General features: G+C 53.2%; 13 protein-coding genes. 3 read left to right on the plus strand and 10 right to left on the minus strand.

The window, feature by feature from the left end; all coding sequences use genetic code 11:
- Positions 1-56: 56 nt before the first annotated feature.
- Positions 57-446: a two-component system response regulator gene (locus IQ254_RS05095; protein ID WP_193965090.1), complete on the minus strand. Its 390-nt coding sequence runs from the start codon at positions 444-446 to the stop codon at positions 57-59.
- A 378-nt stretch (positions 447-824) separates the two neighbouring features.
- On the opposite strand from IQ254_RS05095, the gene IQ254_RS05100 reads away from it, so the two are divergent.
- Both IQ254_RS05100 and nadA read left to right on the plus strand, forming a co-directional pair.
- A complete protein-coding gene (locus IQ254_RS05100) occupies positions 825-1,574 on the plus strand; it encodes a response regulator transcription factor (protein WP_193965091.1) in 750 nt (249 codons plus the stop codon).
- Positions 1,575-1,876: 302 nt separating this feature from the next.
- Complete coding sequence (nadA, locus tag IQ254_RS05105) at positions 1,877-2,839, plus strand: quinolinate synthase NadA (RefSeq protein ID WP_313887369.1); 963 nt, start codon at positions 1,877-1,879, stop codon at positions 2,837-2,839.
- Positions 2,840-2,861: 22 nt separating this feature from the next.
- On the opposite strand, the gene IQ254_RS05110 is transcribed toward nadA, so the two are convergent.
- The 6 genes from IQ254_RS05110 to IQ254_RS05135 form a co-directional block, all read right to left on the minus strand.
- A complete protein-coding gene (locus IQ254_RS05110; protein WP_193965093.1) occupies positions 2,862-3,350 on the minus strand; it encodes a TerB family tellurite resistance protein in 489 nt (162 codons plus the stop codon).
- Between the two features lie 120 nt (positions 3,351-3,470).
- Positions 3,471-4,154 carry a Crp/Fnr family transcriptional regulator gene (locus tag IQ254_RS05115; protein WP_193965134.1) on the minus strand — a complete coding sequence of 228 codons (684 nt, stop codon included), beginning with the start codon at positions 4,152-4,154 and terminating at the stop codon, positions 3,471-3,473.
- Positions 4,155-4,250: 96 nt separating this feature from the next.
- The gene (locus IQ254_RS05120) at positions 4,251-5,168 is read right to left on the minus strand and encodes an inositol monophosphatase family protein (RefSeq protein WP_313887370.1); all 918 of its coding nucleotides are present in this window, start codon (positions 5,166-5,168) and stop codon (positions 4,251-4,253) included.
- 157 nt (positions 5,169-5,325) lie between these two features.
- Positions 5,326-5,676, minus strand: coding sequence for a DUF1257 domain-containing protein (locus tag IQ254_RS05125; protein WP_073606628.1), 351 nt, complete (start codon positions 5,674-5,676; stop codon positions 5,326-5,328).
- A gap of 135 nt (positions 5,677-5,811) precedes the next feature.
- A complete protein-coding gene (locus tag IQ254_RS05130) occupies positions 5,812-7,344 on the minus strand; it encodes an AAA family ATPase (protein ID WP_193965094.1) in 1,533 nt (510 codons plus the stop codon).
- Between the two features lie 79 nt (positions 7,345-7,423).
- A complete protein-coding gene (locus tag IQ254_RS05135; protein WP_193965095.1) occupies positions 7,424-7,777 on the minus strand; it encodes a hypothetical protein in 354 nt (117 codons plus the stop codon).
- A 433-nt stretch (positions 7,778-8,210) separates the two neighbouring features.
- Here IQ254_RS05135 and recQ point away from each other — a divergent pair, with 433 nt between their 5' ends.
- Positions 8,211-10,421 carry a DNA helicase RecQ gene (gene recQ / locus IQ254_RS05140; RefSeq protein WP_193965096.1) on the plus strand — a complete coding sequence of 737 codons (2,211 nt, stop codon included), beginning with the start codon at positions 8,211-8,213 and terminating at the stop codon, positions 10,419-10,421.
- A 2-nt stretch (positions 10,422-10,423) separates the two neighbouring features.
- Here recQ and IQ254_RS05145 read toward each other — a convergent pair whose 3' ends face one another.
- From IQ254_RS05145 to carA, 3 genes are all read right to left on the minus strand, one after another.
- Positions 10,424-10,897 carry a ribonuclease III domain-containing protein gene (locus IQ254_RS05145; protein ID WP_313887371.1) on the minus strand — a complete coding sequence of 158 codons (474 nt, stop codon included), beginning with the start codon at positions 10,895-10,897 and terminating at the stop codon, positions 10,424-10,426.
- 34 nt (positions 10,898-10,931) lie between these two features.
- Positions 10,932-11,309 (minus strand): STAS domain-containing protein, encoded by a 378-nt coding sequence (locus IQ254_RS05150; protein WP_369011290.1) that lies wholly within the window; start codon positions 11,307-11,309, stop codon positions 10,932-10,934.
- A gap of 241 nt (positions 11,310-11,550) precedes the next feature.
- Positions 11,551-12,708, minus strand: coding sequence for a glutamine-hydrolyzing carbamoyl-phosphate synthase small subunit (gene carA / locus IQ254_RS05155; RefSeq protein WP_193965097.1), 1,158 nt, complete (start codon positions 12,706-12,708; stop codon positions 11,551-11,553).
- Positions 12,709-13,012 lie beyond the last annotated feature (304 nt).

Here is a 13,012-nt window from a genome sequence, read left to right on the forward strand (position 1 = left end):
GGGTAGGTTTGAAGAATCATCGGCTAAAAGCTGGCCCATGGACAGGCGGGGCCAAGCTAATGGCAGACACTCCGGACGAAGGCTGATTCTACTAGCGATCGCAGAATATCCATACTGAGCGGCTGCACTAGCAGACCATCTAGGCCAGGGATCTCTTCGCTGTAATTCCACTGAGGGCTGGCCGAATTGGTCAGGGCCACAATCGTCATATCGGTGGTTTGGTCATGCTGCCGCAGCCTGTTGACTAGAGGCGGTGACCAGTCTTGAACATGATTGCCGACCAAAATCACCAGGCAAGGTGCTCCCTGGTGTATGCGGCTAACGGCTTGCTCGGTCGAGTTGGCCACAAATACCGGATATTGGAAATCATTTGCTAACGGGTGAGCGTCGTCGCGATGGAGACGCTCGGGATCGAGCACAAGGATGTAGCCATGGGTCAAATTCATGGTTGGAAGCGACGCAATTACCCTATATATTACCTAGGACAAAAAGAGCATTGAGCCGCATAAAACCCTTGTTTCTGCCTATATGTAAGGGTTTTGAGAGAATTTAAGCTGACAGTTCAAATTTAAATCTTCCGTTTTTTTTAGCTAGTCTAAAGGCTTGCCAAAGCCTTTGTTTTACATAATCTGAACGTAACTTAAGTTATGCAAAGTATTGATCGAGGGACGGTTAATTCTCACGGGTTAATAACCCTGGTGGGGTTGACAACGGCGGCTAGTCCTAGGCTGTAACAGGGTTGGGTAACCCTAGCTACAAAAACCCCCTAGGGGCTTTGCTATGTTTAGCAGATAAATTTTGTTTGCCGTTTATAACGAAACCCTGTGAGTTCTGTATCGATACAGATTATTGAGGGCAATCCCCATTTGCGATCGCTTTTGGGCTGGCATCTTCAGCAGGCTGGCTACAGGGTTTTTCAGTCAGCAGATATGCTCCGTACTCGCGATGTATTTCAAAATCGCCAACCTGACTTAGTAATTTTAGATTCTCAGATCCCCGATGGCGATGGTGTAGAGCTGTGCAAATGGCTGCACAGTCAGGGGCAACCCTTGATTATGATTCTCTCTGCCTGCAACAGCGAGACGGATATTGTCGCAGGGCTGCGGGCGGGGGCCGATGACTACATGACCAAGCCCTTTGGCATGCAGGAGTTTTTGGCGCGGGTCGAAGCCTTAACCCGACGCGTGCGGTTGATGAGCGCTCCAGCCTCTTTGACCTATGGTGATCTCAATATTGATCTGGTGCAGCGGCGAGTCAATTTTCGCGGCGACTACATTGACCTCACTCCCCAAGAATTTAGCCTGCTGTACGTATTGACCCAGGCTGCTGGTGCGCCACTGAGCCGGACTGATCTACTGCGCCGCGCTTGGCCCGACGCGATTGATAATCCTAGAACCGTAGACACGCATATTCTGTCATTACGTAAAAAGATTGAGGTCGATCCTCGGCAGCCAAACATCATTCAAACGGTGCGCAATGTCGGCTATCGCTTCAATGTAGAACGGCTCTCAGCCGAGTCTAATGGCCATAGCTCCCGATCCACTCCCAGTCTTGCATCTACCTCACTAGGCTAAGTATCTAGCCTGAAATCTCCCGATTCTTTTAGAACCACGTCTGAAAGACCGGGTATCCGTGCTCCAGGAGGCTGAGCAGGCTTATCCATAGGCCAGTGTCCCTAGGCGTGATACTGGAGACGCTAAGACCTGAACTGCTGAGTGTCCTTAGGTATTGCTGAGTTTCCCTAGGTTAGGTCAGGCAAGAAATAGGGTGTTGGCATAGCGGGTTGAGATTGACGACCGGCATATTGCTTCGCATGGTCAATTTTGGTGAATTAAACTATAATTCAATCTACCCTACTGTTGCGGTTTTTCTCATCGTGTTTACTACCCTCTCCCCGGCTATTGAGTCTGCACCCTACGATCTGTTTGAGGCGATCGAGACCCTCAAGCGTGACCTCAACGCTGTTGTTCTAGCTCACTATTACCAAGACCCCGATATTCAAGACGTCGCTGACTACATCGGCGACTCTTTAGGGCTGTCGCGCCAGGCCGCCGCTACCAGTGCCGACGTGATCGTGTTTGCAGGGGTACACTTTATGGCTGAAACCGCCAAAATCCTTAACCCTGATAAGCAGGTGCTACTGCCCGATCTCAACGCAGGCTGCTCTTTGGCCGATAGCTGCCCCCCTGAGTCGTTTGCGGCGTTTAAAGCCGATCACCCCGATCACCTGGTTATTTCTTACGTCAACTGCACAGCGGCCATTAAGGCCATGAGCGATATCATTTGCACCAGCTCCAACGCCGTGAGTATTGTGCGGCAGCTACCTGATAGCCAAAAGATTATCTTTGCGCCTGACCGAAACTTGGGGCGCTATGTGATGCAGCAAACCGGTCGAGAAATGGTGCTTTGGCAGGGGAGCTGCATGGTTCACGAAACGTTTTCTGAAAAGAAGCTGGTGCAGCTGCAAATGCACCATCCCGATGCTGAGATTATTGCTCACCCCGAATGTGAAACGATGGTGCTACGCCACGCTAACTTTATCGGCTCAACTACGGCACTGCTCAAATACGTTCAGCACAGCGACAAGTCTGAATTCATCGTGGTCACAGAGCCTGGCATTATTCACCAGATGCAGAAGCAAGCACCGGGTAAAGTATTCATACCGGCCCCGCCTACAGCTGCCTGCGCCTGTAACGAGTGCCCCCACATGCGACTTAACACGCTAGAAAAACTCTACCTGGCAATGAAAACCCGTCAGCCTGAAATCACCCTTGACCCCACTTTGCAGCAACAGGCTCTAAAACCTATGCAGCGCATGCTCGATATGAGTACTGTATAGGTAAACGATGCCAGCGATCTGATCACTGATCCTGCACAAAACTCTTGAGCTCAGCGGTCATGTGTGCAACGAGATGTTCTTGGCTAATATTGGTCTTGCTACTTTCTTGCTCAACCCGCTGTACTACGTCGGCAGGAAGATCGAGTAAAGCGACCAATCGGCTATAGGCTTCGGCTTCTTCTTGGTTAATTAGGTCTTCGCCAGGGGTGCGAGCGCTAGAGCTGATAACGCGATGACCCAGCTTTAGCACTAGCTCTCGCTCAGCCAGGCTGCTGAGCTTAGGCACCAGCTCTTCGAGAGGCAGATTCTGCATTAAGTAATCGCGTAGCTCGTCGCGCAGGGCCGTCTGCTGGCTCTCGTTGTGGGCAAATAGAGTGCTGAATTGGCCTAGCATAACGTCGACTTCTTCATCGGCCAAGTGTCCGTCGCTCCAGGCCATAGTTGACACAATACGCAACAATGTCATTTGGCTAGGGCTGATCGATGGAGGTGAGGGAGGTTGTAGCGACATTGCAGTCTCCGGTGTAGTAAACCACGTCGGGTGAGCTGATGTTGACAACCTACCACGGAGAAATGGACAGGCTGGGTAACTTTAGCAATCTCTACAAAATTCTGCTGCCGAGGCTAGGGGTTAGAGTCGTCCAGCCAGGTGCGAGAGTTGGCGAGTATTTTTTAGTAGCAGTAAGCTCCGGGCTAGATCTTCGACTATCCAGTCTTTTTCAATGAGCTTAGTCATGATCTTTTCGGCTTCATCGGGGGTAATGTCGGCCAGATCGGCTAGATCTTTTCTAGGAATGTTAAATAGCTCAACGCCATTATCTACCGAGTCACCATAGGCTTCTTGGATAGCAGTGAGGGTATTGGCTAGCTTCACGGCAGGGGGCTGGTGGCGTACCTGAAACCGCAGGTTAGTCTGGCGCAATCGCTGCACCATAATTTGCAGGAGCCGGTGGTGAAGTTGATAATCCTTAAACAGGGTTTGAATGAATCGCTGGGCTGAAATACTCATTAATTTAACATCGGTCATCGCTACTACATCAGTAGAGCGAGGAGACTCGTCGAGAATGGCCATCTCACCAAAAAAGTCGCCTCTACTGAGCACGGCTAGAGTAATGGAGCTATTTTCAGCATGGCGACGTACTTTAACCCAACCCGCTTCAATGAAGTAAACTGCGTTGCCCCAGGCATCTTCCATGACGACGGCACGGCCAGTAGGGTAATCATGATGCGTGGCTACCGACATCAGCCAATCTACCGTTTCGGAGCTAGCGGCCTGAAATAGGGGATAACGTTCGATCAGCGTATCGGCTTGCATAAAAGGCACAGTTCAAAGAGTGACGCTCAGGAAGATGACGGTTGGGCCAGGGCTGACCAGAGATATTTCCATGGTACCCAGAAACTTTGAACAGACTTAGTTCGGTTTGCTTCTGGGCAGGCCAATGGCAGTGGTGATGTCGCGTAGAGGTTCTCTTAGCTGTTCAATATAACGGGGCCAGCCAACTAAGATGGGCTGATGATGCACTAGGGTTTTAGGATCAACATCAGGCTCGGTAAATCGAATGGGCTGCCCCAATAAATCACAGCACACCAGTCCTGCTGCCTGGGCTAAGGCCAGAGGGCCAGAGGTATCCCAGAGTTTCACCCGGCCATTGAGGTAGATATAAAGCCCGGCTTGACCCGTTATGACTGCGAGTACTTTGAGCCCGAAGCTGCCCAAAGAAAGAAACTGAACTTGGGGAAACCGATGGGCGATCGCAGATCCAAACCGCCGTTCGTCTTTATCCCCAATCACCATTGCCCAAGGGTGGTCAAGATCATAGATCGGCTGCTGGGGAAGTAGGGGCCTAGGCTCAGCGCCGCCCTTTTGCTCAAATAGCCCCCAATTTGGCCCTCCCCAAACCAGGTGCTCTGCCACCGGCGCATAGACCCAACCTGCTTGAGGTATACCCTTGAGTACCTGACCGACCATCACGGCGTAGTGCTCTCCTCCTCGAATAAAATCGTCGGTGCCATCGATGGGGTCGACAAACCAGAGGGGGCGATGGCTGCTGGGGATAGATGTTGAAGTCGTATATTGTCCAAACTGCTTAGCCGTAGCCTTATTTTCTTCCGTAATGATGCCATCGTCGGGGAACAGCGCCTGCATGCCTGCTAGCAATTTTTGGTCGAGCAGTTGATCGACTGTTGTGACGTAGTCATCTACCCCCTTTTCAAATATCTGAAACGATTGCCCCGACTGTTGGCTGGCGTAGTTGCCACAGTCAACCAGCAACTGGTGTAGGGCAGAGAGATCAGACTGGCAAATGGGCGACATACCAAGCTTAACCACGAAACCCCAACCACTGGAGTAAAGGACTCTACGAAGACCCTGCCGCTGCCGCCACAGGGTCTTCTCCGTCAGTGTAGTCTGGCTCGGGCACAGAGAGCTACAAAAAATGGGCTGGTTAGCACGGCTAACCAGCCCATTTAGGGAACGCAATGCGGACTTACTGAAGCACCAGCTTGACGTTGGCGTTCTGAAGACCAGGACGCTTAACCTCAGCCAGGGTCTTGTTGACCGCATACTTTTGGTTGATGGAGTTGATCAGCTCAGTCTGGTTGTGCTTTTTAGCAACACCCCAGAGGTCAGCGATCAGATCGAAGGAGCCATCGGCATTACGAGACCAACCCAGATCGTACTCACCATCTAGAACGGCGACAAGGTCGGCGCGGACACGCTGGCCATTGTAACCGCGAACATCAGCCTCGGTCTTGGTAGCAATACCCAAGTCAGATAGAGACTGCTTGAGAATCTCAGCATCGGTCACTTTGGTGCGAAGGGTGCTGAAGTGAGACATAGTGTTTCCTCCTGTAGGGAAATTGAGAGAGACAACGAGGTTTGAGAGAGACAAACCAGATAGCCTGGGGCTAGCTGGACACTAACTGCTAGCAAATGCTAGCCCTTCCCCCGGATACCGCCGGGAGGAAAGCCTTTAAAACTCCATTCGCTGGTATTCAGCGACGGAGGCTGCCGCCGGACGCGCCCGCTGGCGGGCCCAATCCCGCAGGGCGGTCACTTGCTCACTCATGGTCTTCGACAGCGGCAGTGTAGCTCTAATCGCCGCAATAATGTCGAGCTGAGTAAACTCACGTCCTTGGGCAAACGCTTCGTACATGGCCGAAATGAGACCCTGCTCAATTTCGGCTCCTGAAAATCCATCACAGACCTTAGTTAGCTGGTCGAGGTCAAAGCGCTCAATGTCACGACGGCGCTTTTGCAGATGAATTTGAAAAATATCCTTACGCTCTTCAGCGTTGGGTAAGTCAACAAAGAAAATTTCGTCAAAACGTCCTTTGCGCAAAAACTCACTAGGTAACCTTTCAACGCGATTGGCCGTGGCCATCACAAACACTGGCGAGGTTTTTTCCTGCATCCAAGTGAGAAAGGTACCAAAGATTCGGCTCGAAGTGCCGCCGTCAGAGTCGGAGGAGCCGCCTGCCCCAGCGAAGGCCTTATCAATTTCATCGATGAACAGGATAGCGGGAGAAATCGACTCGGCAGTGCGCAGGGCGTTGCGCAGGTTAGCCTCAGAGCGGCCTACGGTTGAACCATCGTAGACGCGGCCCAAATCAAGGCGGAGTAAGGGAAGACCCCACAGCTTAGACGTGGTTTTGGCGATCAGAGATTTGCCACAGCCCGGTACACCAAGAATTAGCATACCTTTGGGCTGGGGTAAACCGTAATCCCGAGCCCGCTCGGTAAATGCGTCGGAGCGCTGCTTCAACCAGTGCTTAAGCTCTTCTAAACCACCTACGGCATTGATGGTTTCATCTACGTCCATAAACTCGAGGATACCGTTGCGGCGGATGAGCTGCTTCTTTTCCGACAGAACAATATCTACTTCTTCAACGGTAAGGCGTTTGGCCATCACGCGAGCTTTGCGATAGACCTTTTCGGCCTCATCACGGGTCAGACCTAGAGCTGCCTTCAGCAGCTTTTCTCGCTCCTCAGTAGAGATGCTGCCGCCACGGGCACGATTCATCTCCGTAGAGAGTACCTCATCTAGCTCTGTCATGTTGGGCAGTGGGAAATCCATCACCACTACTTCTTTCTCGAGTTCGATGGGGATTTCTTGTACTGGTGACATCAGGATAATGGTCTTGCGGCTGCCCTTCAGAGCAACGATCGCATCTCTTAAACAGCGAGTCACAGCCGGAGAGTCTTTAAAGGGATGCAAGTCCTTAAAAATGAAAATACCGGGCTCTCGCTGTCGAATGACCCACTCTACCGCTGCCTCTGGCGAAACAGTGTTGTTGTGCTGAGTACCTGTACTCTGATTGCCAAACTCTGTCATGCCGCGGGTCATGGTCCAGGTAAAAACCCGCATAGGATTTTTAACCTCTGGATCTTTAGCGAGATGTCGGGCGACCAAACCAATGGTTTGCTCGGCACGCTCCTCCTCGAAGGTCACTAGATAGATCAGAGGATATTGGGCTTGTACCAGTACGTTCAGATCCTCTCGCATGACCAAATCCCTTCTAAGATTTACGGGGCATTGAAACTGTTGCCTTAGCTAACTACAGTCAGCACAGCTAAATCTGTGCCTAGCAAACAACCAGCTCCCCTTCTTCTCGAGAACCTGGGATAGGTACTAAGTCGGGCACTACGGCTGCATCAGACGCCTTGCCGTGACCCGTTACCTGGGATACCTGAACCAACTCACCCCGGCTTAGAACTACTGGCGATGCACAACTGGGGCAACTGTGCACGCGATGCGACTGACCTACAGAAGCTTCTAAACTTTCGGTGACCGCTTCGCCGTGGGCCAGGTAAAAATCTATCGCACGCTTAGCAATGGAAGACATTGCCTCTCCGTCAACGGCAGAACGAATTTTCAACTGGCGATGCAGGTCAGGCGGTAAATATAGTGTGACCTTAGTAGCTTTCTGCTCTTCCATAGCGCACTTCTTAATAGTGGTAACCCGGGTATGTAGATACCATAGGCGGGGCATTAGGGGCTGTCAAGCCAGCATGCTGTTATGACGTCATTCTTGTAATATTGCGTTACATGGCGTAATGAGTTGTTGCGGCTAAGGGGGCGGGGCTTGTCGATGCGATCGCGTCTTTGATTTACCACCGTAGCTGTAAAACAAGTCATTGGGGCGTGACGTAAACTTATGCGACAGTGAAGGCATTCTCTGTCTCTGGTGCGATCGCCCCTCTCGGTCTCCATGGCTGACTGTTTTGATGGGTTGACCTGTCGAGGGTAGGGTGAGGCTAATCTGCCGCTCCTATCTATCTACTAGCTCAGCCATCCTAAGTAATTGTGGACAGCAGGTTTTCTAAAAAGAGTACACTTGAACGCACCCAGTAGTTTTTTGAGCGTTGGCTATGGCTGAGGTGGCATCGCCTGTGGCGGCCTTTCCCTCGTTGGAAACGGCCCTTAAACATTATTTTGGCTACGACCAGTTTCGTCCTGGGCAGCGTTCTGTCATTGAAGCGGTGCTCAAAAATCAAGATGCCCTGGTGATTATGCCTACCGGGGGTGGCAAATCGCTATGCTACCAGCTGCCGGCCTTGCTCAAGCTGGGGGTGATGGTGGTGGTATCGCCGTTGATTGCTCTGATGCAAGACCAGGTCGATAGCCTGCAAGACAATGGCATCGCTGCGACCTGCCTCAACAGTGCGATCGCTTTCGAAACCCTGCGCCAGCGGGAAGCCGACCTGTTGGCCGGTAAAATCAAACTGCTCTACGTGTCGCCTGAACGGTTGATGAGTGCTGGCTTTTTAGAGCTGCTGAGCCAGCTGATTCAGACCGTGGGAGTCAGTGGCTTTGCGATCGATGAGGCCCACTGTGTATCGGAATGGGGCCATGACTTTCGTCCTGAGTATCGGCAGTTGTCGGTACTCAGAGCCAAATTTCCGCAGATTGGGGTGATGGGGCTGACGGCTACCGCTACCGAGCGGGTCAGGAGCGACATTGCCCAGCAGCTGCGACTGTGTGACCCGTTGATTCAAGTATCCAGCTTTAATCGCCCTAACCTGTTTTATGAGGTGCGCCCTAAAGGGCGTGACGGCTATCAACAGGTGCAAAGGCAGGTCAAGCAGCACCAGGGCTCAGGCATTATTTACTGCCTCAGCCGCAAACGGGTAGATGAACTGGCGCAGCGGCTGACGGCCGATGGCGAATCGGTGTTGCCCTACCACGCTGGGCTGAGCGACGATACCCGGCGAGAAAACCAAACTCGGTTCATTCGTGACGACGTGCGCTTGATGGTGGCGACGGTGGCCTTTGGCATGGGCATCAACAAGCCCGACGTGCGATTTGTCATTCACTACGACATCCCTCGCAATATTGAGGGCTACTACCAGGAGAGCGGCCGGGCCGGGCGGGATGGTGAACCGGCTCACTGTAGTCTCTACCTGGCCTATGGCGACGTGGCGACAGCAGAATTTTTGATTGGCCAAAAGCCCAATCAAGATGAACAGCGGATTGCCCGTCAGCAGCTACGCCAAATGGTGGACTACGCAGAAGCGACGGTATGCCGTCGCCGGGTGCAGTTGAGCTACTTTGGTGAATTTCTAGAGGGGGCCTGCCAACAGTGCGACAACTGCATCAATCCGCCCCCGCTGGAAGACTGGACGATTGAAGCCCAAAAGTTTCTTTCCTGCGTGGCCCGCTGTCAGGAACGCTTTGGCATGGCCCATATCATTGACGTGCTGCGCGGTTCTAAAAAACAAAAGGTGATCGATCTGCGCCACGACCAGCTCTCGACCCACGGCATTGGCAAAGACCGCTCGGTCGATGAATGGCGATTATTGGGGCGATCGCTGTTGCACCAGCGGCTAGTCGATGAAACCACCGATGGCTATCCGGTGCTGAAGCTGAATGCGGCCAGTTGGCAAGTGCTGCGGAATCAACTGGCTGTGCAGGTAGCCATACCGACAGACTTTGTCGCCGGGCCAGCGACAGATACCTCCCCCAGCGACGACGCACCAGAGGTGACTCAGCTCTTAACCGGGCTTAAGGCCCTGCGTAAACGCCTGGCCGATCAGCAGAGTGTGCCGCCCTACGTGGTGTTTCCTGAGTCGGCTCTGCGGCAGATGGCCCGCACCCGTCCTCAGACCCTGGAGGCCTTTGGCCAGGTGTCGGGGGTGGGCAGCCGCAAACTGGCGCAGTACGGTGAGGTGTTTACCGACGCGATTCGTCAGTTTTGTGCAGACCATGGGCTAGCGTCTGACCCAGGGGCTGGAGGCCGTCGCCCTCGCCCGAGTCGAGAACGGCGACAAACTGTGGGCGATACCCATCGCCTGACGCTGGAACTTTACCGCCAAGGGCGATCGCTACAAGAGATTGCCGACCAGCGAGGGCTGAAAGCGAGTACCGTCGCCAGTCATCTGGAGCGGTTGATCCATCAGGGTGAAGCGGTGGATATCGATCAAGTGGTAGAGCCTGACCAACAACGCACGATTAGGTCGGCCTTGGCTGAGATGGAAGGTGCTTCATTGACAGAAATTCGCGATCGCATTGGCGCCGCTGTAAGCTACGAAGACATTCGCTTAGTGCGGGCGATGTGGCACCGCGATCGGGCCAGCGGCTAGGCCTAGTCATGGCTGGTGAGATTAGGGCCATCGAACTCTAGGGTGCTGAGCAACTCTACTAAGCGATCGGGGTTGGTGAGGTAAAGGTAACCCACCAGGGCCTCAAAGCCAGTGGCCTGTTGATACACCTGGCTGTCTACCCGGCGGGGACCTCGGGATGAGGCATTGCGGCCTCGACGAAGCAGATCCCGCTCGGGGTCAGTGAGGCGGGGGAGAAGCTGCTGCACCTGATGGGCTTGACGCTCGGCCCGCACCTGATTGACAACCTGCTGGTGAAACGCCTGAATGCGCTTAGGCGGCAATAAAAACACGCCCCGCACAAACAGCTCGTACACCGCATCACCAATGTAGGCAAGCGCTACCGGGGAGAGTGAACCGACCTGCTCGGGCGAAAGGGCCATCGCAGCGCTATGGGCATGAAACTGGAGCAGCCATTGCAGGCTGGGGGGAGGGTTATCAGCGGGCAGGTCAGCCACAGATACCTCTAACTAGGGCAATCGGGAGCTGCAGCTATTCACTGGGCGGGTTCTCGATGTTTGCGATCGCATCATCCACCGAAGGCTGAAGCGACAGAAACTTCTCCAGCCTGACCAATTTAACGGTCTGGGTGACCCGAGGGTTAGTGACCACCTGAACTGTACCCCCATCGGTGGTCGCTTTTTTAACTAGCTGTACCAAGGCACCTAAACCCGAACTATCGACAAAATCAATAGTGGCCAGATCCAGAATGATATTTTTTGGCCCTGCTTCGACGTACTTACTCATCACCTTACGAAAAACAGGCTCAGAGAACGCATCGAGCAGACCCGTGAGGCGAAACAGTTGATAGGTTCCCCTGACATCGCGAGTGCCTCGTAAGCTTACGGTCAGGGTTAGAGATTCAGCGATGGGAAACCTCCTCGGTGCTCCAATTTCGACGTTAAATATAGGTCAGGATACAGTCGTCTGCAAGGGGTGAAACCGTACCTCCCCTAAGGTAGTCGCAGAGGCTTAGGCCAGAAGCACATCCTAAGTAGATTTAGGCATACCACCCTGCCGTAGACAGATAGCATATAGCGGTTTGGCAAAATTTTGCCATTTATCATTTATATAGCGTAACTTCTAAACCCGGCTCGCCACCCACGCCACCCTAGACAGGCAAACGCTGTTGCCGATGGGTGCGCATGGTATCGACAAACTTGGCGAACAAGTAGTCGGCATCGTGGGGGCCAGGGCTAGCCTCTGGATGGTACTGCACCGAGAACAACGGCAGCGTCTTATGGGCTAGGCCAGCCACGGTCTGATCGTTCAAATTGAGGTGGGTTACCGTTACGATATCTGTTGGGATAGAAGCTGCATCCAGAGCGAAGCCATGGTTCTGGCTGGTAATTTCAACCTGGCGCTCTAGCCCACAGGGCTGGTTGAGCCCCCGATGGCCAAACCGCAGCTTAAAGGTAGAGGCCCCCAGCGATAGCCCCAGAATTTGATGACCCATGCAAATGCCAAAGGTCGGCAACGAGTAATCTAGCAGGGCTTGCACGAGCTCTGGTGCTTTAGTAACCGCCGCTGGGTCACCAGGGCCGTTAGACAGAAAAATGCCGTCGGGCTGATAGCCCATGATCTGCTCCGGCGTAGTGTCAGCTGGCACCACAATCACCCGACAACCATAGCTGGATAGGCGACGTAGAATGTTGCGCTTGACCCCAAAATCAACGGCAACTACCGTGAGTGGGGTTTCACCTGCCGCTGGCGCAGGCCCAAAGGCCCACACTGAGTCAGTCCCTTCAGTCCACTCGTACACTTGGTCGGTGGTAACCTGGTCAACTAGATTAAGCCCGGCCATCGGGGGCGCATCCTGAAGCTGACGCAGCAGTTCTTGGGGGTCGAGCACCTGGGTCGAAATCGCTCCATTCATCGCCCCTACCGTGCGCAGTTTGCGGGTAAGGGCACGGGTATCAATGCCAAAAATGCCTGGAATCTTGTGCGTCTTCAGATAATTGGGGAGGGATTGAGTCGATCGCCAGTTGCTGGGAATTTCGCAGATGTTACGGGCGATCGCCCCCTTGATATGAGGCCGATCAGACTCTTCATCCGTTGGGTTCACCCCTGTGTTCCCCAATTCTGGGTAAGTGAAGGTGACAATCTGCCCACAGTAGCTGGGGTCGGTCATGACTTCTTGATATCCCGTCATGCCGGTATTGAAGACCACCTCGCCCATGACGGTGCCCGGTGCTCCGAATGACCAGCCTCGAAAGACCGAACCATCGGCTAAAACCAGCACTGCTGGGGGGGCGTCAGGAAGAACCATGGCAATTTTCTCAGCGACTAAGAATCGCTATTATCCTAAGGCTAAAGCCCTGCTTTCGGTCATTACCAGAAGATTAAAACTTCGTAGGCGACTGTCTCGACTAGGGCGCGAAGCCAAGGAACACCCAGATTTAATTAAGTTTAAAGCATGACTGCCTCTGAAGGCAGGTGGGGAACTCTGATCAAGACGTTAGTTGCTCCCAGGACAGAGGAGCCAGATATATGGATAGCGCCTGGGTACTGACAACTTGTTGCAGGGTTAAGCAAGGCTTACTTAGGGGGATGATCTTGGGGAGCCTGGTTTG

The organism is Nodosilinea sp. LEGE 07088, assembly GCF_015207395.1.
Classification (GTDB): Bacteria; Cyanobacteriota; Cyanobacteriia; order Phormidesmidales; family Phormidesmidaceae; genus Nodosilinea.

What these genes read in the sequence shown, in the direction of transcription:
- IQ254_RS05110 (WP_193965093.1), bottom strand. Translation starts at nt 3,350, where the DNA reads ATGTCGCTACAACCTCCCTCACCTCCATCGATCAGCCCTAGCCAAATG.
- IQ254_RS05115 (WP_193965134.1), bottom strand. Translation starts at nt 4,154, where the DNA reads ATGCAAGCCGATACGCTGATCGAACGTTATCCCCTATTTCAGGCCGCT.
- IQ254_RS05135 (WP_193965095.1), bottom strand. Translation starts at nt 7,777, where the DNA reads ATGGAAGAGCAGAAAGCTACTAAGGTCACACTATATTTACCGCCTGAC.
- carA (WP_193965097.1), bottom strand. Translation starts at nt 12,708, where the DNA reads ATGGTTCTTCCTGACGCCCCCCCAGCAGTGCTGGTTTTAGCCGATGGT.
- IQ254_RS05125 (WP_073606628.1), bottom strand. Translation starts at nt 5,676, where the DNA reads ATGTCTCACTTCAGCACCCTTCGCACCAAAGTGACCGATGCTGAGATT.
- recQ (WP_193965096.1), top strand. Translation starts at nt 8,211, where the DNA reads ATGGCTGAGGTGGCATCGCCTGTGGCGGCCTTTCCCTCGTTGGAAACG.
- IQ254_RS05130 (WP_193965094.1), bottom strand. Translation starts at nt 7,344, where the DNA reads ATGCGAGAGGATCTGAACGTACTGGTACAAGCCCAATATCCTCTGATC.
- IQ254_RS05095 (WP_193965090.1), bottom strand. Translation starts at nt 446, where the DNA reads ATGAATTTGACCCATGGCTACATCCTTGTGCTCGATCCCGAGCGTCTC.